This window comes from Streptomyces sp. NPDC051940 (assembly GCF_040680895.1).
Classification (GTDB): Bacteria; Actinomycetota; Actinomycetes; order Streptomycetales; family Streptomycetaceae; genus Streptomyces.
On the sequence record NZ_JBFAXR010000019.1, the window covers coordinates 18,878 to 38,759 of the forward strand.

Annotated in this window: 18 protein-coding genes, 1 tRNA gene and 2 pseudogenes; 15 read left to right on the top strand and 6 right to left on the bottom strand. The window is 65.4% G+C overall.

From position 1 onward, the window contains the following. Positions 1 to 6: 6 nt before the first annotated feature. Positions 7 to 2,757, bottom strand: coding sequence for an AAA family ATPase (locus tag AB0M28_RS10685; protein WP_365401051.1), 2,751 nt, complete (start codon positions 2,755 to 2,757; stop codon positions 7 to 9). A gap of 11 nt (positions 2,758 to 2,768) precedes the next feature. Here AB0M28_RS10685 and AB0M28_RS10690 point away from each other — a divergent pair, with 11 nt between their 5' ends. Both AB0M28_RS10690 and AB0M28_RS10695 read left to right on the top strand, forming a co-directional pair. Continuing rightward, positions 2,769 to 3,206 carry a hypothetical protein gene (locus AB0M28_RS10690; protein WP_365401053.1) on the top strand — a complete coding sequence of 146 codons (438 nt, stop codon included), beginning with the start codon at positions 2,769 to 2,771 and terminating at the stop codon, positions 3,204 to 3,206. A 388-nt stretch (positions 3,207 to 3,594) separates the two neighbouring features. Next, complete coding sequence (locus tag AB0M28_RS10695; RefSeq protein WP_365401056.1) at positions 3,595 to 4,887, top strand: hypothetical protein; 1,293 nt, start codon at positions 3,595 to 3,597, stop codon at positions 4,885 to 4,887. A gap of 136 nt (positions 4,888 to 5,023) precedes the next feature. Here AB0M28_RS10695 and AB0M28_RS10700 read toward each other — a convergent pair whose 3' ends face one another. Together AB0M28_RS10700 and AB0M28_RS10705 are read right to left on the bottom strand one after the other, a co-directional pair. After that, entirely contained in the window at positions 5,024 to 8,011 is a 2,988-nt protein-coding gene (locus tag AB0M28_RS10700; RefSeq protein WP_365401220.1) for an N-6 DNA methylase, read from the bottom strand. Between the two features lie 228 nt (positions 8,012 to 8,239). After that, positions 8,240 to 8,692 (bottom strand): annotated as a pseudogene (locus AB0M28_RS10705) (trypsin-like peptidase domain-containing protein); the annotation flags it as partial. Positions 8,693 to 9,583: 891 nt separating this feature from the next. On the opposite strand from AB0M28_RS10705, the gene AB0M28_RS10710 reads away from it, so the two are divergent. Further along, positions 9,584 to 10,156 (top strand): HD domain-containing protein, encoded by a 573-nt coding sequence (locus AB0M28_RS10710; protein WP_365401059.1) that lies wholly within the window; start codon positions 9,584 to 9,586, stop codon positions 10,154 to 10,156. On the opposite strand, the gene AB0M28_RS10715 is transcribed toward AB0M28_RS10710, so the two are convergent. Further along, entirely contained in the window at positions 10,144 to 10,617 is a 474-nt protein-coding gene (locus tag AB0M28_RS10715; RefSeq protein WP_365401223.1) for an NUDIX domain-containing protein, read from the bottom strand. The genes AB0M28_RS10710 and AB0M28_RS10715 overlap by 13 nt on opposite strands. Positions 10,618 to 10,619: 2 nt before the next feature. Continuing rightward, complete coding sequence (locus tag AB0M28_RS10720) at positions 10,620 to 11,375, bottom strand: XRE family transcriptional regulator (RefSeq protein WP_365401061.1); 756 nt, start codon at positions 11,373 to 11,375, stop codon at positions 10,620 to 10,622. A 169-nt stretch (positions 11,376 to 11,544) separates the two neighbouring features. Here AB0M28_RS10720 and AB0M28_RS10725 point away from each other — a divergent pair, with 169 nt between their 5' ends. From AB0M28_RS10725 to AB0M28_RS10780, 12 genes and pseudogenes are all read left to right on the top strand, one after another. Then, a complete protein-coding gene (locus AB0M28_RS10725) occupies positions 11,545 to 11,901 on the top strand; it encodes a hypothetical protein (RefSeq protein WP_365401064.1) in 357 nt (118 codons plus the stop codon). A gap of 1 nt (position 11,902) precedes the next feature. Next, positions 11,903 to 13,273: an FtsK/SpoIIIE domain-containing protein gene (locus tag AB0M28_RS10730; RefSeq protein ID WP_365401067.1), complete on the top strand. Its 1,371-nt coding sequence runs from the start codon at positions 11,903 to 11,905 to the stop codon at positions 13,271 to 13,273. A 72-nt stretch (positions 13,274 to 13,345) separates the two neighbouring features. Then, positions 13,346 to 13,603 (top strand): hypothetical protein, encoded by a 258-nt coding sequence (locus tag AB0M28_RS10735; RefSeq protein WP_365401070.1) that lies wholly within the window; start codon positions 13,346 to 13,348, stop codon positions 13,601 to 13,603. Next, positions 13,600 to 13,806: a hypothetical protein gene (locus AB0M28_RS10740; RefSeq protein ID WP_365401073.1), complete on the top strand. Its 207-nt coding sequence runs from the start codon at positions 13,600 to 13,602 to the stop codon at positions 13,804 to 13,806. The genes AB0M28_RS10735 and AB0M28_RS10740 overlap by 4 nt, the downstream gene beginning before the upstream one ends. A 5-nt stretch (positions 13,807 to 13,811) precedes the next feature. Next, complete coding sequence (locus tag AB0M28_RS10745) at positions 13,812 to 14,447, top strand: DUF2637 domain-containing protein (RefSeq protein ID WP_365401076.1); 636 nt, start codon at positions 13,812 to 13,814, stop codon at positions 14,445 to 14,447. Positions 14,448 to 14,467: 20 nt separating this feature from the next. After that, complete coding sequence (locus AB0M28_RS10750; protein WP_365401079.1) at positions 14,468 to 14,653, top strand: hypothetical protein; 186 nt, start codon at positions 14,468 to 14,470, stop codon at positions 14,651 to 14,653. A 143-nt stretch (positions 14,654 to 14,796) separates the two neighbouring features. Then, positions 14,797 to 14,970, top strand: coding sequence for a hypothetical protein (locus tag AB0M28_RS10755; RefSeq protein ID WP_365401082.1), 174 nt, complete (start codon positions 14,797 to 14,799; stop codon positions 14,968 to 14,970). 93 nt (positions 14,971 to 15,063) lie between these two features. Further along, positions 15,064 to 15,252: a hypothetical protein gene (locus AB0M28_RS10760; RefSeq protein WP_365401085.1), complete on the top strand. Its 189-nt coding sequence runs from the start codon at positions 15,064 to 15,066 to the stop codon at positions 15,250 to 15,252. After that, positions 15,246 to 16,658: a DNA cytosine methyltransferase gene (locus tag AB0M28_RS10765; RefSeq protein ID WP_365401088.1), complete on the top strand. Its 1,413-nt coding sequence runs from the start codon at positions 15,246 to 15,248 to the stop codon at positions 16,656 to 16,658. Before AB0M28_RS10760 ends, AB0M28_RS10765 begins: the two co-directional genes overlap by 7 nt. Further along, complete coding sequence (repSA, locus tag AB0M28_RS10770) at positions 16,655 to 18,037, top strand: replication initiator protein RepSA (RefSeq protein WP_365401092.1); 1,383 nt, start codon at positions 16,655 to 16,657, stop codon at positions 18,035 to 18,037. Before AB0M28_RS10765 ends, repSA begins: the two co-directional genes overlap by 4 nt. A gap of 11 nt (positions 18,038 to 18,048) precedes the next feature. Next, on the top strand, positions 18,049 to 18,222 hold the full coding sequence (locus AB0M28_RS10775) for a helix-turn-helix domain-containing protein (protein WP_365401226.1): 174 nt from the start codon (positions 18,049 to 18,051) through the stop codon (positions 18,220 to 18,222). Continuing rightward, a pseudogene (locus tag AB0M28_RS10780) lies at positions 18,219 to 19,578 on the top strand (site-specific integrase). The gene AB0M28_RS10775 and the pseudogene AB0M28_RS10780 overlap by 4 nt, the downstream one beginning before the upstream one ends. Before the next feature lie 214 nt (positions 19,579 to 19,792). On the opposite strand, the gene AB0M28_RS10785 reads toward AB0M28_RS10780, so the two are convergent. Further along, positions 19,793 to 19,864 (bottom strand) — tRNA-Arg (locus tag AB0M28_RS10785). Between the last annotated feature and the right edge of the window lie 18 nt (positions 19,865 to 19,882).

Here is a 19,882-nt window from a genome sequence, read left to right on the forward strand (position 1 = left end):
TACGCGTCAGCGATCGTCGCCGGACGTAGCCCTGTCGAGTTCGCGGCGGGAGGAGATGTTCAGCTTGGTGAACACCTTCCGCAGGTGCCATTCCACGGTCCGAGGGCTGAGGAAAAGCTGCGCGCCGATCTCGGCGTTCGAATGTCCGGCCACCGCGAGCCGGGCGATCTGCGTCTCCTGCGGGGTCAGGACCGGGGCGCCGACCGTGCGTTTGCGGACGGTCTCGCCGGTGGCGAGCAACTCGCGCCCGGCGCGTTCGGCGAACGCCTCCATGCCCATGGTCGAAGCCGCTTCGTGTGCGGCCCGCAGCTCGGTCCGGGCTTGCGCGCGCCGGTTCTGGCGGCGCAGCCATTCGCCGAACAGCAGCCTGGACCGGGCCTGGAGCACGCCGAGCCCACCTTCGTCGAAGTGGCTGATCGCCTCGCGGTAGTGGCCTTCGGTCGCGGCCGCCTCGTCGGTCCCGGTGAGGGCCTCGGCGAGCATGTGCACACCCTGGGCCCAGGACGTGCCGGCCCGGGCCCAGTCGGAGAGCCGGTCGCGCGCCTCTTCCGCCGCGCCTCGGTCGCCGGTCCGGGCCGCTGCTTCGGCGAGTTCGGCGAGCGCCCAGTTGTGCAGGGCGAAGTCTTGATACGCCAGGGCCCGGCGGGCGGCTTCCAACGCGAGCGGGTAGTTGCCCAGGCCGTTGTAGAGCACAGCCCTGGCACATTCCGACACACCCAGCAGCCGTCCCAGGCCGCGCTGTTCGCCATCGCGTTCCAGCGCCTCGATCAGGTCTACCGCCGATCGCTCACGTCCCCGGTATGCACCGAGCATCGCCGGACCGATCACCGACCTGCTGAGGCCCATGGCTTCCTCGGCGGCCACGGTCTCCGCGAGCGCGTCACGGGTCTCGGAGAACCGGCCTGCATGGATCAGGGCGATCGTCCGGTAGGTCAGCGTGGTGGGGATGACCGACACCGTGCCGGTGGCCCTGGCCAGGGCGGTCGCGCGGTCCGTGATGCTCAGAACCGTACGGAGATCGCCGAGTTCGACACCGGTGGCCGCGGCCAGCCACAACGCCCCCGGGTCCCCGTCGGCGGTGTAGGTGTCCAGCACCTGGCGCAGGAACGGGCGCGCCGCGGCCGGACCGTCGGTCGACCAGGTGACGAACGCCCGCAAGAAGGCCCCCGCCGCGTCCTCGTCGGGCGGCAGGTCGCGGGCCACCTCGACGACCCGCGGAAGTTCGTCCGGATCGAGCCGGCCGGCCCACATCGCCGCCCCGAGTGCCGACAGACAGGTCTCACGGGCGGCGGCCGGATCGAGGTCCCGGAGCTGGACGGTCGCGGCCAGCAGCGGCTGCACCGCACCCCGCCCCGGGTTGATCATGTAGGACGCCCTGGCCCGCAACCGGGCCGCCTCGGCCTGCTGCCCGGAGTCCGTCGGCCCCAGCCCGGCGACGGCGAGCAGGTCCGGGACTTGCGCGGGAGCACCTGCGGCCAGGTGGGCGGACGCGGCGGCCAAAGCGCGTCGAGCCCGCTCCCACGGGTCCGGGGTGAGCGCAGCGGCGCGTTCCAGGAAGGAAGCGGCGGCGGCCCGGCCACCGCGGGCCAGGGCCCGGTCTGCGCAATGCTCCAGGGCGACGGCGATGTCCTCGTCCGGCCCGACGGCGGCGTGGGCCCGATGCCAGGCGCGCCGGTCGGGATCACGCTCGGCGTCGGTGACCTCGGCGAGCGCGCCGTGTACCGCGCGCAGCGTGGCGGCGTCCGCCCCGCGCCAGACCGCCGAGCGCACGAGCGGGTGCCGGAACCGAACGGGAGCTCCCAGCTTGAGCAAGCCCGCGGTTTCGGCCGGCGCCGCGGCGTCAGGCTCGATACCCAGCAGGTTCAGGGCGCGCTGCAGCAACAGCCCGTCGCCGACCGGCTCCGCGGCCGCGGTCAGCAGCAGGGTGCGGGTGTCGGCGGGCATCGCCTCGACACGGCCTCGGAAGCCGCCCTCGACACGGGTGGCCAGCGAGGCGACGCCGGGACCGCCGAAGCCGAACGCCAGCTCGGCCGGGGACAGCCCGCGGGGCAGTTCCAGCAGGGCGAGGGGGTTACCGCCGGTCTCGGCGACGATCCGATCGCGCACCCGGTCGTCGACCGGCCCGGGCAACACCGAGTCCAGCAGGGCCCGGGCCTCGGCGTCGGGCAGTCCACTCACGACCAACTCCGGCAGACCGGTGACGCCCCCCTCTTTCTCGGCCTGGTCGGTGACCCGCTCGGCGAAGACCAGCGCGACCGACTCAGCGTCCAGGCGGCGTCCGACGAAGGTGAGGACCCGCTGGGACATCAAGTCAAGCCATTGCGCGTCGTCGACCAGACACAGCAATGGCGACTGGGCCGCCCCCTCGGAGAACAGGCCGAGCACGGCCAACCCGACCAGCAGCATCTCCGGCGGATTGCCCGCGCTCAGGCCGAAGGCGACGCGCAGCGCATCCTGCTGCACCTGCGGCAGCCGATCGATGTGTGTCAGCAGGGGTGCGCAGAGGCTCTGCAAGGCGGAATACGCGAAGTCGGACTCCGCCTCGACGCCGGCCGTGCGCACCGTCTGCATCCGGGTTGCCCGCATGGCCAGGTAATCGAGCAGCGCCGACTTGCCGATTCCGGCCTCGCCCCGGAGCACCAGCACCCGGCTGCGCCCTTCGCGTACGTCGCGCAGCAGGCGGTCCAGCTCTTCCCGCTCTCGGTTCCGTCCGAGCAGCTGGTCCTTCGCGGCCTGTGTGAGGCGGTCGTCGTCCACCGGTGCGTCCCATGGTGCGGGTCCCCCTGCCGGAGGAGCTTCACGCTCATCCTACGAACAGCCGTCAGCGGACTTCAGCCGCGAACACCGAACGGACTCCCCCGGCAGCCGAGCTGTTCGACAAGCTCCCCGTCCTGAACGTCAGCCTGGCCGATGCACCAGAGTCCCTCCTGCGCCAGCTGATCGAGCTTCTTCAGCTCACCATCCAACTGGAGCCGGATCTCGACAGCGCCGTGATCAGCATCATCCTCCCAGCCGACGACCTCCCCGACCTCGCCCAGACCACGGAAAGGATCATGGAAAGGATGCCAAACACACGAAAACCCGCCTCCGCGATGGAGACGGGCAAGTGTGTAGATCCGGTGGGTGCCCCCGGCAGGATTCGAACCTGCGCACACGGCTCCGGAGGGGGTGGGTTCTCAAGCGGGATGTGCACGTCAGCGCTCTGATGCCAGCTTTCAGGCCGGCGACTGTCCACACATAGTCCACGACCCTAGGCTTGGCCGATCAGCACCGGCTCTGGCCGCCGGCAGGTTTACAGGACTCTGAGCAATGCTCGTCTGACCAGGTCGGAGGTGTAGGAAAGCCGCCATTGCCCCGCAGGTGCCCACAGGACATCGCACACTCCATGCGGGCAAGGGCGCCGTGACTATTCGAAGTGCAAACCTGACTTCTGGGGGGCGCCTGCTAATGGTCAGCAGCGGACCAACTGGAAGTTGGCATGGCCTCCGCCCGCAGCCTCGATGGCGACGACGTGACAAAGTCCGCTCCGCTGGCCCCGGTGCGCAGGTAAAGTTCCTGCTCTACAGAGGGGGATTGCTCATGAGTAGTCGCGTCGTGAAGCTGCCGGACATCCCAGGAGCCGGTGAGGAACTTGAGGACTACGTCGCCGCGCTGTTCCAGGCGTCGGGCCACTTCGTGGAGAAGCAACTTGTGGAGTCCGACCCAGCGGACCTTCTCGAGCTCGACATCGTCTCCACTGACTACACGCACGAAGAAGCTGTGCGGCAGCTTATCGAAGTCAAGGGGGGAGGCTGGGGCTACACCGATCTCTTCAAGGTCGTCGGTTTGATGCAGTACCTGAAGATCGATCGTGGCGCCTTTTTCATCACCAAGTGGGAAAAGCGTGAGACCGCCCCGAGCCGGATGGAGCCGTTGGGGCTTAGCGTCGTCTGCTTCAAGGACTTCAAGGTCGCTCCCGAGCACTTCACGCAGACGGGCTTCGGATCCTTTGTAGAGCCGGAGCTGATCGAACTGTGGCAGCACTCTTATGGTGTGGAGCGCCGATTCATCAAGCTCCTAAATCAGCGAGCAAGGAAGAAGGGAGAGGAGGGGGCCAGGGCGGCGAAGGTCTATCATCGCCAGATAAATAATGGAACCTTCTTCGCGCGCGCACCGGAAGAGTCTTTGGCCATGCTGTACGAAGCGTACAGCGAGCATCCGAAGTTGACGCGCGGCTATGCACACGAACTCGACGGAGGAGCGTTCGATCCTCAGTCGGTGAATCCAAACAGTGCAAGCTATACAGGGATGCTCGAAGGGAAGTTCCCAGAGCTTCAAGCCTGCTGCTACCTTGAGCATCGTGCCCGGCTTTCAATCTTGAAGTCGGCGGTTGACTATGCGCTTGCGCACCCTGATGGTGCCCCGGAGCTCGGGATGTCGGAAGACGGGAAGACGTGGTTCTTTGAGGGACTGACCTACCACGCCTTGCCGACGACGTTCCACAGCGGCATGGCTTGGTTGCGTGAGCAGCCAAACTTTCGTCGCTACGCAACCTTCTGGCAGCAACTCCTCTGGGGCTGGGGAGGGTTTTACCTTGAGGACAGAGAACAGCAAGAGTTCGAGTGGATGTCGACCTATTCGGGCATCCCGGATGACGAGATTCCAGTAGCTCTGGAGGCGTTCGACCGATTCTTCCCTATTCCCGGAGGCTGGTTCGTCACTGCCGGGAGGACAGACGTCCGCATGGTCAAGATGGTGCCGTGGATTTTCCAGGGAATCGGGGCTCACCACCGCCGCGTTCAATACGGGCTGTCCGACCTCTCTGGGTTGAACCCTAGCGCCCCCTATACGCTCAGCGATCTCGGCAAGCGCATCAATTGCGCAGTCGACTTCCTCTTGGACCAGTAGGGGTCTGGCCCCGCCCGTGTCGAACGGAGTTGGCGCGGACCACCGAGCTCTCGGCCGCGATCCGCGCGGCGTGCGGCACCTCGCACCGCGCTTCGATCGCCGTGGGGATTACGGGTAATCGCTGGGAGCCTGGCACCTACCCAAGCAACTTCTTTACGATTGCATCTATGTCTGCCATGACTCCGCTTTCTGTCAGTGATTTCCGAACCAGTTGACGTAACGCCTCAAAGCGGCGATTCGGCAGCGAAACAGCGGCCGCAACCTGTTCTGCCGTCTCGGCCAAGATCGCAAGTTTTCGATGTTCATTGTTCTCGTGATTGTACAACGGGATAGGTAGCTGAAATACGTACTTGTCGAAATCTCGTGGATTGTGTTCTCCGCGACCTTGCAGTGGTCGAACTGCCATGTTCAAAGAGGTCGAATTTAGAATTGCGGTCAGGAAGCGCGCTTCAGCGAGGCTAGTTGCTGGTCCCCAATAGAGCTTGTGTTCAATCACTGCGGATGGGTCGGAGACGATCGCTGATGCCAGGTACAGCCCGCTCGCGCCATAAACGACACGGTGATTTGCGGCGGGGAGTTGTTGGGACATACCGCGATGATAGTCAAGGCGGTCCGCAAGACTTAATCGCTCACTGGATCTATTTTCCAACCATATCGTTTCCGCTTTGCGCCACCAATCTGCCAATGCTGGATACATGTCCAGTAATTCATCGTCTCCCCGGAGTAAACGGGAACCGTCCCATGGAATGACAGCTTGAGCAGGTTTGAGGCAGCGAAAGGGAAGTACTGAATCTCCCAAGTGCAATGGATGTATAAAGGTTCGCTCTACAATGCCACGCAACGCAGGGAGATCCCTCCAGGGCTTCTTCTCAAGCGCACTTCGTCGGCTTCGCACCGCTTGTCGATTCGCCCCAGCGCCAAGCGGTCCGCTGTCATCATCCTCCACGAGGAACAGCAAGCGGGGAACGACAGTCGCGCCCTGAACGAATCGCTCGGAGTACTTGGATGGCAGTCGATCTGGAGGTGCTTCACCAAGACCGCGTGATATTCGCAGAGTTGCTTCGCTACGCGACGCCCGGGTGGTGTTGAATCTTCCTGACCAGACCTCCGGGATCTGGTTGAGCGCAATTGCCTTCTCCGTATACGGAAGACGTTTGCCAAAGACGGCACCAACCGATTGCGGAAAGAATTTGGGCTTGATCTTGTGAAAGTCCCACGGCTGAGCGAATGCTACCTTCACAGGTTCTGCCTGGCTTGGGAACGTGCCAGTTCTGAAGCCTTCATATTGTCGGCGAGTCAGACAGCCTAGGGGCATCACATACCCGAAAGTCCCGCCTGGTTTAAGGTAGAGTTCTATGCACCGGACGACAAACAGTGCAGACAGGTCTTGGTTGGTCGCTAGCCCCCCTCCCACCCAAAGCTTTCGCTCCGTGTTCATCGCGCGGAAGGAGCCTTTCTGCACCTCAGTCATATTTCGATATGGAAGCCAGGGGGGATTGCCGACAAGAACGTCAATCCTGTTGTCTGGCCGAGCAAGCCACACGGGACGAGCTAGATTGCGCACGTAATAGCCCCATATGTGATTGCGCTCCTCGTCGTGCAGTCGGCACATTATTCTGAATGTCTGATCCAGTACGGGGCGGTCTTCCTCGGCGATTGCGAATCGGTTGAATAATGCAGCGAGGGATGGAGTTTTAGAACCTCTCTGGCGGTTAACGGCCTTATCTGCTAACTCCGTGACAAGCCTGTCGAAATTTCTGGCGTTCGCTACGACGCGTTCAGGAAACTTCAATTGATTACCAGAACCAGTTCCAACGTCCAGCTCGGGATCGTGAATAAAAGCTTCATGTTCGAGAACCGTTCGAACGCAAAGGCCTTCATATGACCAGATTGTGGATTCCTGCCCCCATCGAAGCGAGTCCCCGAGGTATACGGGCACGCTAAAAGCGGGTCGATCCTTCGCCTCTAAACGCTCGACTCCGATTGCGAGTAGATAGGTGACCCTGGCCAAAGCAACCGCAACTGGGTGAACGTCGATGCCGATTACGTGTTCCCCAATGTTGCGAATAATCTTCGCTCCGTTCCATCCTGCATGCTCGGCTGCCGATACGAAAGACCGAACTGCATGGAAAAGAAATGTTCCGCTGCCGCAGCTGGCATCGAGCACTCGCTGATTGAGCGGTTCAGTTACACACCGGGCGATAATCTCTTCGGCCAGCCAATCCGGAGTGTAGTATTCACCGAGATGACGGCGTACCTCTTCTGGAATAATTGACTGGTAAAGAACCTTCATGACGTCGTGTTCTACCTGGTCCCACGCGAACCGCGTCAATCTTCGTGCCAAGTCTTTCACGAAACGCGCGCCCGCAGATGTTTCCACTATCCAATCGAAGAAATCGGATTCGACGACGCCGCCAATCTGGGATCGGGAGAAGAGTGTACCCGACATGATCATAGTGGCGTTTACTTCAGGCGCTGCAGGTCGGAATCCAACTGCGGCATGACCGATTACTTCAGCCATGGCGACTAGAAGTGAGTGGTCCACGAACAGGGCGTCATCGTCTGTGAAATTTGTTCCGGAAGCTGTGGTCAGGAGCTTGGCCCACATATCGCGCTTTACTTTGACGCTGGGAAGGTTACGGCAATTCTCGTATATCTCGCCGAGCTCCGCCGAATCCAGTGCGTAGGCTGGGCTGCCGGCTCCCAACTTTCTCTCAATCTCGCGAGGAGTTGGCTTTATTCTCTGACGACTGGCTATGACGGCCTCTAGCCAGGACAGCAGTTCCTCCGGGTTTGGGCTAGCGGGGTTGACCAGTAATCTGGCTGTGTCTATGGACGCAAGGCGACTGTTGATTCGATGATAGAGATGCCACTCGGTGCCGTCTGTCAAAATTCCTACATGCCGTTGCTTGCTCTCCTGACTTTTCTTGGCTATGTAATCATCCAAGCACTGCTCTGCTACTCTCTTTGCGCTGTTCGGCCGCAAGTCATCTGTCACAAAGACCGCGACTCGACAGGTTCTGATTGCAATTCTAGATGTCTGCGAACCAGTAACTGATTCTAGGTCCTCTTCGCTGAGACCTAATCCGCTTGTTAATAGTAGGGTTCGAATGTCTGTCTGCACGGTGGGCTCTGCTCGCGAGCGGTTTCTGCGAGCCATTCGTTGAACCAGCAGCTTAAGATCAGATCCACTGGTTTCGGACGGCCGGAGTTGAGGCCATCGGCTCACCACTTCCTTTACGGGCGAAGCGAAAACCGACGCGCCAGCGGCAAGCTCAGGGTGGCCAGGGCGTGGAGGATTCCATCGAATGATACCTACCGCCTTGAGTGGCATACCAACCAAGACTGGTGCTCCGCTTAGCCCGTGTAACGGTAAGCCTGCCGCTGACTGATGGCAAACTAGCTGAATGGCAGGGGTGACGTTGTTTAACTTCGCATTTAGCCAAGTGACTTCCCCGGATACTGCATAGCCGAAGACTCCTCGGATTTCTGCAGGCGCTCCTGGAGCAATGAAGGGCGAGTGCTCAGCTACATCTGATGTGAGACGCACGGGTTGAAGATCGCTGGGCAGCATCCGAACAAGTCGGAGTAGAGCAACGTCGTTGACTGGGTCACCGTCCTCCACGACGGCCACACTCGAGCTACCGCCCCAGTTGCATCGGATGCGGGGAACGGTGATCACCCCGGCTTCGCGGTCGCCGACACAGTGGAAGGCTGTCAGGGCTAAGCGGTTGGAGACTGCGAATACTGTGCCCAGTTCCTGGCCGGAGGTGGCGTCGGAGAGCCGGCCTACGGCGAGGGTCATTGTGACTCCTGCGAGGCTTTCAGGGTCAGTCTTGCCGAGAACGTCGCGCCGGCTGTTGCTTTGGCGATCACGACCCCGGACTCCGCTTGGACAGCTATGTCGAACCCGATTTCGATTGTCTCTACTCCCCAGCCCGTGCCTGCGGGGCGTTGGAGCAGCCCCTCCAGTCGCACTCGGAATTGATCGGCAATGTCTGCGATGGACTCGGCGATCTCCTCAGCGCGGTGCCGGAACTGTTCAGGGCCCACAGAGCGGGGTGCGAGATCGCCTGAGTTCGTTGGCGGGCTCACCTCTAGCAGCACCTGTGCCGACTGTCCCTTCCCGCCTTCAGCAGTTCTGATCATTGTCCCCCCAAGACCGATCCTGTATCTGACATGTTTGCGCAAGAATCGGGCCCCTCAAACTGGGTGGAACCAGCTAGGGGCGCTACCGTATGCCGCTCTGCTGTACGGTGCTGGCGCAAGGTCGGCGGAGCGGGTTTGGCCGGTGGCCTGCCTTGGCGTGAGAGATCAGGGGGCCTTACGCTACCCAGCGATCGGGCAGGCTTCTGGACTGCCCTTGGTGGCCCGATCGGCCCCCTGATCTTCGAGGCTCACGCCAAGGGAGGTGGCTAAAGCCGTGGAGCCGGCCGGACCCAGCCACGCGCGTCCTTCCTCTGTCATGTTCGGTTCGCTTGCCGAAAGAAGTGCCCCCGCCGACGCCCCGCGATCCGCCGTCAGGCGCGTCGCGGGGGAGCGTCGGCGCGGGGCGCGCGGCACGCGAAGCGTGACGCGCTTGATGATGTAGGGAAGGTTTCACCGCAACAGCTCGGTGGTTTCGCGATCTTGCTCCAAGGGCTCGGAGATCAACGCGTACTGCCGCGATGGCGGCGTGCTCCGTAGGCTGAGGGGCATGGGACTGACTGAGTGGGCGGCGCCGTTGGCGGAGTCGATTCTTGCTGAGCCGTTGCCGCGCCGGTGGAAGCATTGCCTTGGGGTTGCGCAGCGGGCTCGTACGCTCGCGCCGATCCTCGGGCCTGACGCTGAGCTGCTGGAGGCTGCTGCGGTGCTCCACGACATCGGTTATGCCCCTGACCTGGCGAAGACGGGCTTTCATCCGCTCGACGGTGCCCGCTATCTGCGGGATGTCGCTCAGGCTGATGAGCGGGTCGTGCGGCTCGTTGCTCATCACTCCTGCGCGTGGATGGAGGCTGAAGCCCGCGGCCTGCGTGAGGTGTTGGAAGAGGAGTTTCCGCACGACTCGGCCGGCCTTGACGATGCGCTGTGCTACTGCGACATGAACACCACGCCGGACGGTACTCCGACCAACCCGGTGGATCGGGTGAACGAGATTGCGGGGCGGTACGGGGAAGACAGCCTCATCGGGACGTTCATCCGGCGTGCTGAACCGGAGATCCTTGCTGCCACTGCTCGGGTGCTGGATCGGATGGCCTCGGCTCGTGAGGCGGTGCGTCAGCCGACGTAGGGGCTGGTGCGCGTCCGGTCCATCGCGTGCTCGATGCGCAGTCGCATCGTCGGGTGGACGTCCAGTTCGGCCAGGTCTGCCGGCGCGATCCAGCGGACCTGTGTCGTCTCGCTGCTCGTGCGGAGTTCGCCGCCGGTGGGGCGGGCGCGGAAGCAGATGCTGAACTGCTGGCGGGCCTCGCCGTCGTCGTAGAGCATGATGTGGCCCGGGTCGGTGTAGATGCCGGACAGCTCCAGCACTTCGACGTTGATCCCGGTCTCTTCCCAGACTTCGCGGATCACTGTGTCGCTGATCGACTCGCCGACGTCATGGCCTCCACCTGGCAGGGCCCATCGGCCGTTGTCCGAGCGCTGGATCATCAGGATCTGGTCGGCCTCGTTCTGCACGAAGGCCACCACGGACGGCACCACGGAGTTGGCCTTGGGGGCGTTCGGGTCGTGCAGGTAGTCGATGCGTCCCACGGTCACGCTCCGGTGATGTCGTGTTCGGTGATGGGCCTCGCTCCTTCCCAAGTCTGCTGCACGCTGTTGGCGAACGTGTCGAAGAGGGTGCCCCCGGGGAGTCGGCGCAGGTGCAGGACGGGGGCTTGGTACGCGCCGAGGCCGTACACGTGCGTGTTGGCCAGCATCTCGTCATCGGCGCGGTAGATCGAGTTGTAGAGCACGGTGTCGTGCAGCCGGAATTCGATCTCGGGGTGGCTCGTGAAGAGCGGGCGGTAATTGTGGAGCGCGTTTCGGATCTTTCCGTCCATGATTCGGTGGCCCTCGTCGATGCCCCGACGGATCACCGCCTCGCAGCCTGGTTCGCCCATGAGTACGCGTACGCGGAGGCTCTTGGCCTTGGCTTTGAGTGTGTCCAGGAATTGCGGATCTTCCGCCAAGTAGATTCCGGCGTATACCAGGATGTCGATGCATTCCGTGGCCCGCTCACACATCTCCCGCCAGAGGTCGGCCGGCACGACGTGGCGGTGCGGGTAGACCGTGACGATCTCCGCTTTGCTCAGCTCAGCCGCGGTCTCTGTGGTGCGGGTGTCGCTCCACAGTGCGCTCGCGTCCATGTCCAAGATCGATGCGGCGGCGTACTGGTGACGCCGATACGGTATCTTGCCCTTGGTGATCCAGCGTTCGACGGTCTTTGGATCGACTTCGATCTCCGTCGCGAGATCCGAAATGCTGATCTTCTTCGCCAGCATGGCTGAACGTAAACGCTCGTTGGACATCTTCACCTCCCCGAGGGGACTTCTAGGGACGTCTTGAGGTTAGCGAGATGTCCCGGAGTTGTCGATGGGCGCGGTGATTAAGACCCCTTACCTGCAGCGATTCTGATGGTGCGCCAAGAAATGCCCGCGAACGCACAAGGCGTCCGCGCACCTCGAAAGGAATCCTGCAATGCGTCAGATCCCTGTCGACACGCAAAGCGCGCTGGTCCTGGTGGCACAGCCGCAACAGGTCAAGATCGCCAACCGCAAGACCGGTGAGATCGCGATCGATCCCGAGACCGACGCCAAGCTCATGACCGTCGACGTCACCTTCATCGCCAACGGCAGCGCCGAGGTCCTGACCGTCACGGTGCCCGAGACCGGCTTCTCCGGCGACCTGCACCCCGGCATGCCCGTCACGCTGACCGGCCTGACCGCACGCCCCTGGGAGAACGAGTTCAACGGCCAGAAGCGCCACGGCATCGCCTTCCGCGCCGTCGCCGTGATCGCGATCGAGCTCGGCGCCGCAAAGAGCAAGGCGGCGTGAGATGCGCTGGCTGATCGTCCTCGCGCTGCTGGTCATAGCCGGTGCGCTGGTGCTCCGTTGGAAGCGCCCGGACTGGTACTGGCGGACCTTCGGCGTCGCGTTCGCAGTGCTGAAGTTGGTCACCCGGTATCGGCCGACCATGGAGGCATGCGGGCTCACCGTGCAGCCCCCGGCGTGGAAGCTAGAGGTCGCCAAGATCATGCATCGGCCGCCGTCTCCACCAAAAGCTCCGCGGATTCTGCGGCTGCGTCCGACTCGCGCCGGCCTCGTGCTGAGACTGCGGCTGCGGCCCGGCCAGTGCCTGGCTGACTTCCAGACGGCCGCCGACCCACTGCGTCACGCGCTGCAGGTCTACTCCGTGGGTTCGCGCGAGCTGCGCCCCGGCGTCGTCGAGGTGAAGATGGCCGGTTACGACGTGCTGGAGCGTGTGCGCCTGCCGCGGGTAGTTGATGACCGACTGCTGCGCGTTCCCGTGGCGATGCGTGACGACGGGTCGGTGCACTACCGCGACTTCCGCCAGACACCGCACGAGCTGAACGTCGGGGCCACGGAATCCGGCAAGTCCACCTTCCAGCGACAACTGATCACGGAGTTGGCCAAGCAGCCGGTAGCCCTCGTCGGCATCGACTGCAAGAAAGGTGTGGAGCTCGGTCCGCTCGCTCGGCGGCTCTCCGGCTTCGCCGTGGATCAGGATTCCGCGGCGGCTCTCCTGGATGCCCTTGTCTGCAGAATGACCGCGATCTACGACGTCATCCGCCGGGAACAGCGCATCAGTGCCGACATCCCGGATGAGGAGATCACGAGCGACATCTGGGGTCTCCCCGAGCATCTTCGGCCGGTGCCTGTGGTGGTCTTCATCGATGAGATCGCAGAACTGCTGCTGGTCACGAAGGACGGGCGCGAACGCCGCCTGCGTACGATCACGGCCCTGATCCGGCTGGTGCAGCTCGGTCGCGCTGCCGGGATCTACGTCGAGGCGTGCGGCCAGCGGTTCGGGGCCGACCTGGGCGACGGCGTCACCCTGCTGCGGGCTCAGCTCACCGGTCGGGTCTCGCATCGGGTCAACGAGCAGTCCACGGCGGAGATGACCTTCGGTGACATCGCTGAGGACGCGCTGATCGCCGTGCAGATCATCCCCAACGACCGCAAGGGCGTGGCCATCGCCGGGACCGCGTCCGGCGAGTGGGCCAAGATCCGCGCCCCGTACACCACGATTCGCCAGGCGGCCAACGTCTGCAACGCGCACGCGCACCTCACCCCCGACCTTCCGGAGCTGGAAGCCTTCCGGCCGGCGCTGCAGCCCCCGGTTCGGCTGGTCAAGCCACGGGATGTGCGCCTGGGGCGTGAGCACAACCACGAGCCCGTGGCCTGACCCACCTCGCACACCCGTCGGCGCGACGCATGCGCCAGGTCCCTACCCGGACCATGCCCGAAGGAGATCACCATGTCCCTGCACGCCACATTGCACCCCTCCGCCGCACTTCGCTCCAAGGTCTACGAATACGGCCAGCAGACCCCGCCGATCCTCTCGCTCATCGACCACGACGGCGGCTACCTGTCCCTCTCCGTGTTCCCCAACCGCCCGGTGGACGAGCACCGCGCCGTTGCCGAGCAGCTGGTCAGCGCTGTCACCGAGTACGCCGCAGCGGTCGCGCAGTGGATCGCGCTGCAGACCGATGCCAGCCAGTCAGAAGCGGCGTGATCACCATGTGCTCTCGCTGCCAGGACGTCGAACGCACAGTCGGGCTGGTCGACGACCTCAGCACCTACACGGCCACGTCCGGCGGTCCGGATTGGGACTTCGCCCACGTCGTCGGCTGGGCGCTCGGACTCTCGTACGTCCTGGCGGTCAGCGGTCCCGAGTATCCGCCCACCGGCCATACCTTCCCCCCGATGGAGAAGTGATCGCGATGCGTACCGCGCTCCGACTCGACGCCGTACTGATCCAGGCGGTCATTGCCGGTGCCCTGTCGTTCGCGCACCTGCATGACGTTGCAGAAGCGGCCGGACAGCATGGGTGGAAAGCCTGGGCCTACCCGATCAGCGTCGACCTCCTGCTCGTCGCTGCATGGCGAAGGTTGCGGGTGTTGCGGGAGGTCGGTGGTGCCACCGCGGCAGCGTGGACCTGGTTCACGGTGGCCCTGGTCGCCTCGCTGGGCGCCAACGTCGCCACCGCCGGACTCCTCGACCTCAACGACGTCCCGGCCTGGCTGCGGATCCTTGTCGCCGGATGGCCCGCACTGGCCTTCCTCGGCGGCACCCTCCTGGTGCACGCCGGACTCCAGCGCTCTCCCGAGCGGGCTGCCGACCCCTCGTCGGTCGCCCACCCCGGAGCAGTCACGACCCTGGATGCCTCGACACCTGAACCTCCTGCAGCTCTACCTGCGGCGGCTCCGGCGTTGCCCACGGCGCTGGTTGCCCATGCACGCCAGATCGCGCAGGTCCATCACGCACGCACTGGTACGCCGATCGACATTGACACCCTGCGCGCTCGCCTCGGCGTCCCGGAACCCATCGCTGCCCAACTGGCCACCCAACTCACCTGATCCGAAAAGGAGTGCTTCCCATGACCATCTCGCTGCCGCTGATCGTCGTCGCCGGGGTGCTGGCCTACTTCGGCTTCCGGCTCTACAAGCCCCCGGGCTGGCTCGTCGCCGTGCTCATCCTCGGCGGCCTGCTCCTGGCCTACTCCGACGCCGGACCCCCGATCCACGACGGCGTACAGACCAGCGTCAACGACCTCAACGACTGATCCGCAAAGGGAGAAATCCGATCATGCTTCGGCCCAAGTACCCCACCGCACCCACCCTGAGCGGAACCGTGCATCAGCCGGTCGTGCTCACCCCGACGGCAGTGCACCAGCCCCACGCTGCGATGGAGCCCTACGCACGCCCCTTGCTGCCTCGGCCGCGCAGCGTCTCGCCGGCCGCGATCGGCGGTGTCGTCGCCGTGGTGCTCGTCGTCGGGGCCGTCGTGGTCTCGCTGCTGCTGGCAGTGGCCATCACCGCGCTGTCCCTGACCGTGTGCGCGTTGGTGATCCGCTCGCTGCTCGCTTCACCGCACCGCTGACCGGCCCCCGGGGCGGCCTGAAACCGCCAAGTCTCCACCGCCCCGGCGGCCCTGCCCCTTCCCGACCTTCCGATCGAAAAGGAGAGAACCATCATGCCCGACCAGCCCCCGCCCGGTGCGCGGATCTGCGGCAACTGCGACGGCTTCCCCGTCGTCGCCATCGACTCCGGCCTGCGCAGATCGGACGGCACCCGCCTGACCCTGAAGGTCGTCTGCCACGTCTGCGACGGACACGGCACCCTGACCCGCCCGGTGGCGGTGACGGTAGGTGCGTCGTGCTGACCTTCACCGACCTGTTCTGCGGCGCCGGCGGCTCCTCCACCGGCCTGGTCGCCGCCGGCTACGAACTGAAGCTCGCCGCCAACCACTGGCAGACCGCGGTCGACACGCACGCCGCGAACCATCCGGGCGCGGAGCACCTGTGCCAGGACATCAACAACTACGACATGCGGCGCCTGCCGCGTACCGATGTGCTGTGGGCCTCGCCGATCTGCCAGGAGTCCTCACCCGCCGGCGGCCGCAAGCGGCGCCCGAAGAACCAACTCGCGCTCGACCTGGGCGACGGCTTCGAACCCGCCAGCGACGCCGCGTGGGAACGCACCCGGGCCACCGCCTACGACGTCATCCGCGCCACCGACTGGGAGCTGTTCGACTGGTGGCGCACTGGGATGCACCTGCTCGGCTACCGCTCGCAGATCGTCTCCGTGTCCTCGGCGCACATCGGTGACGCCACCAACCCGCACGCCCCGCAGTGGCGCGACCGGATCTACATCGTCTTCACCCGCCAGGGCATGCGGGCCCCGGACCTGGCGCCGCGTCCGCCGGCCTGGTGCCCGGACTGCGGGACGGACGTCGAGGCGGTGCAGGCGTGGCGCAACGGCAAACGGCTCGGCAAGTACGGCCAGCAGTACGACTACCGCTGCCCGAACACCGCGTGCCGCAACCGGATCGTCGAGCCGTACGTGCGGCCCGCAGCGTCCATCATCGACTGGACCGACCTCGGCGTGCGCATCGCCGACCGGCCCGCGCACGGACTGCGCCCGCTGGTGCCGAATACGATCCAGCGCATCCGGGCCGGCCTGGACCTGCTCGGCCGCGGCCGCATGGTGCTGACCGTCAACCATGGCGGGCACGACGGACGCGCGGTACCCGCCGACGCTGCTCCGCTGGCAGTTCGCACAGTGCGGATCGGGGACGCGGTGCTCGTTCCCGCCGGTGGCACCTGGAACACCGCCCCGACCTCGACGGCCGAACCCATGCGCACCCGGCTGGCCAACCCCAAGGGGTATGAAGGGCTGCTCACGCCGCCGCAGGCCGACGACGCGTTCATCGTCACCCTGCGCCGCAATGCCACCGCCGAGCCGGTGAGCGCCCCGGTGGACACCGTGACCGGGCAGGGGCGCCACCACTGGCTGGTCATCCCCTACCGCAACGCCGCCACCAAAGCCGCCAGCGAGCCGCTGCACACCCTGGGCACCCGCGACTCGGCCGCACTGCTCGGGCCGGCGCCGGTGCTGGAGGACTGCCGCTACCGGATGATCCAGCCACGCGAACAGCTCCTCGCCCAGCGCTTCCCGACCGACTACATCGTGCACGGCACCAAGGGCGACCAGACCGCACAAGCGGGCAACGCCGTCTCGGTCAACGTCGCCCAATGGCTCGGCGAACGCCTCAAGGCGGTGCTATGACCCCCACACCCCACCCTGTCGCCGGGCTCGACGCGGCCACCCTGCAAGACCTGCTGTGGACCGCCCGCGATCCGAAGTTCGAGCGCTGGCGAGAACAGATCCACCGCACCGGCGGCTGCGCCGATCCCATCCACCTCTCCGGCTGGACCACCACCAAGGACAAGACCACCGGCGAGGTCCTGTACGCCTACTCCACCGAGCACGAACCGGGCGGCCGGCTGCGCATCGCCTGCGGCAACCGGCGCGCCTCGCGCTGCGCCCCGTGCGCGTGGCTGTACGCGGGCGACACCTACCACTTGATCCGCGCCGGGCTGTCCGGCGACCCCGCCAAAGACATCCCCGAGACCGTGCGCGAGCACCCGCGGGTGTTCGCCACCCTGACCGCCCCGTCCTTCGGCGGCGTGCACAACCGGCCCGACACCGGCCGCTGCGCCTGCAGACACCGCCACCTCGAGCACGACCCCCGCCTCGGCACCCCGCTCGACCCGGACAGCTACGACTACGCCGGGGCGGTGCTGTTCAACAACCATGCCGGACAGCTGTGGGACCGCTTCGCCAAACGCCTCCGCCGCGAGATCGCCGCCCGAGCCGGCCTGACCCAACGTGCCCTGGCCGACGTCGCGCGGCTGTCCTACGGCAAGGTCGCCGAGTTCCAGCGACGCGGCGCCGTGCACTTCCACGCCGTGATCCGCCTCGACGGACCCGACGGCCCCGACTCCCCACCCCCGGCCTGGGCCAGCACCGAGCTGCTGACCGACGCCATCGGTGCAGCGCTACGCCACGCGTACACCGCGGTGACCGTACCGGCTGCCGGCCAGCAACCGCGGCGCGTGCTGCGCTGGGGACGCGTCCACGACGTACGCCCCATCAAGGCGTTCGAGGGCGGGACCGCCATCACGGAAGGTGCGATCGCTGCCTACGTCGCCAAGTACGCCACCAAAGCCGCCGAGACCACCGGCACCGTCGACCGCCCGCTTGGCAGCCTCGATGCCCTCGACGTGCTCGGCTTGGACGACCACCCACGGCGACTGATCGAAGCATGCGCGCAGCTCGACGCGCTCTATCCGGAGCGGCGGCTGTGGGCCTGGGCGCACATGCTCGGGTTCCGCGGCCACTTCTCCACCAAGTCCCGCCACTACTCCACGACGCTCGGCGCGCTGCGTCAGATCCGCGCTGACCATCGTGCTGCACAGCAATGGGAAGCGCTCGGCCTCGGGGAGCTTGAACCCGACACCGTGCTCGTCCTCGCCGACTGGACCTACGCCGGCCACGGCCACACCCCCGGCGAATCTGCCCTCGCCGCCACCATCGCACGCGATATCCGCATCAACCGCGAGACCGCACGCGAAGCCCTCGCCGAGTGGGAGTGGTCGACGTGAGAGACGAGCTGATGGACGTCCCGCAGATCCTCGCCGAGCTGGGCCATGTCTCGCGACGGACCTTCTATCGGTGGCGGGAGTTGGGGCAGGCGCCGGCCGCGATGAAGCTGCCCAACGGAGAGCTGAGGGTGTGGCGCAGCGACTTCGTCGCCTGGCTCCGAAGTAGGGAGGAAACGGCCGCGTGATCTCCCTCGACGTCAAGATCTGGAGCGTGCGGCAGCGCAACACCAAGAGGCCGTCGTACGACGCTCGCTGGTCAGTGGCTGGGCGGGTCTTCTCAGAGAGTTTCAGGACCAAGGGATTGGCCGAACACCACCGGGCCAAGCTGCTGCGCGCTGCGCACGCCGGCGAGGGCTTCGATATCGAGTCTGGGCTTCCTGTGTCTTTGGTGCCTCAGGTCTCTGCCTTGACCTGGTACGGCTTCGCGCTGAAGTACCTCGCGATGAAGTGGCCGCATGTCGCACCGAACACGCGGGACGGGATCAATGAGGCGCTGACGTCCGTCACGGTGGCGCTGCTCGGGGATCGCCCGGGGCGTCCGTCTGATCTGCTACTCCGGAGCGCGTTGCGGAGGTGGGCGTTCGTCCTTCCGGGCCCGGGTGAGCGTGAGCTGCCTACCGAGATCGCCAATACGCTCCACTGGGTCGCCAAGGCGTCTCGGCCGCTGTCCGATCTGGCGGATCCGGTGGTCGGTCTCGCCGTGCTCGACTCGCTGAGGCTCAAGTTGGACGGCACGGCGGCGGCTGCCGAGACGGTGCGGCGCAAGCGTCGAACCCTGGTCAACGCACTGCACTACGCCGTGGACTTGGGCGAGTTCAAGGAAAGTCCGGTGGGAGAAGCCCAAGGTGGCGGACTTGGTGGATCCTCGGGTGGTGGCGAACCCGCTTCAGGTGCGGTCGTTGCTGCACGCCGTCTCGTATGTGGGTGGCTATCGGCGTGCACGCGGCCGGCGCCTGGTGGGGCTGTTCGCCGGGATGTACTTCGGTGGGCTGCGGCCCGCTGAGGCGATCGGCCTGGCCGAACCGGATCTGACGCTGCCCGCCACTGGCTGGGGCTCCGCGCTCCTGCACCGTACGCGGCCGAGCGTCGGTAAGCAGTGGACGGACACGGGTGAGAGCCATGACGACCGCGGGTTGAAGAACCGGTCCCGCGAGGATGTCCGGCGGGTGCCGATACCGCCTCAGCTCGTGGCCATCTTCCGCGAGCACATCGCTGCCTTCGGCGTCGCCGATGACGGGCGGCTGTTCTTCAGCGAGAACGGTGGCGTGGTGGCTGCTTCGAGCTACTACCGGACCTGGCAGGAGGCGCGGACCCTGGCCCTGCCGCCGGCGGCTGTCGTCTCGCCACTGGCCCGCCGGCCGTACGACCTACGGCACTCCGCGCTGTCGACGTGGCTCAACGCAGGGGTCGACGCCACAGAGGTTGCTCAGCGTGCGGGCAACAGCGTCGAGGTGCTGCTGACCCGCTATGCGAAGTGCATCGACGGGCGGGAAGAGGTGGCGAACCGGCGCATTGAGGATCTTCTACGCGAGTACGAGTGAGCTGCCGCAGCGCTACGATTCCAAGGCCCTGGACTTGTCCGGGGCCCTCCGCATTCCCGGGGTGAGCTGGGCAAAGAGCCTCAAGATCCTGTCCACAAATAGTCCACAGGAGCTGGCCGAGAGCTGCTTTGGGCGGCATCTGGCTGCATATACACGAAGACCCCGTCCTCAGCGTTTTCGCTGGTGGCGGGGTCTTTTGGCACCTCATGAAGGGTGCCCCCGGCAGGATTCGAACCTGCGCACACGGCTCCGGAGGCCGTTGCTCTATCCCCTGAGCTACGGGGGCGGTGTCGCTGCGGTTGCT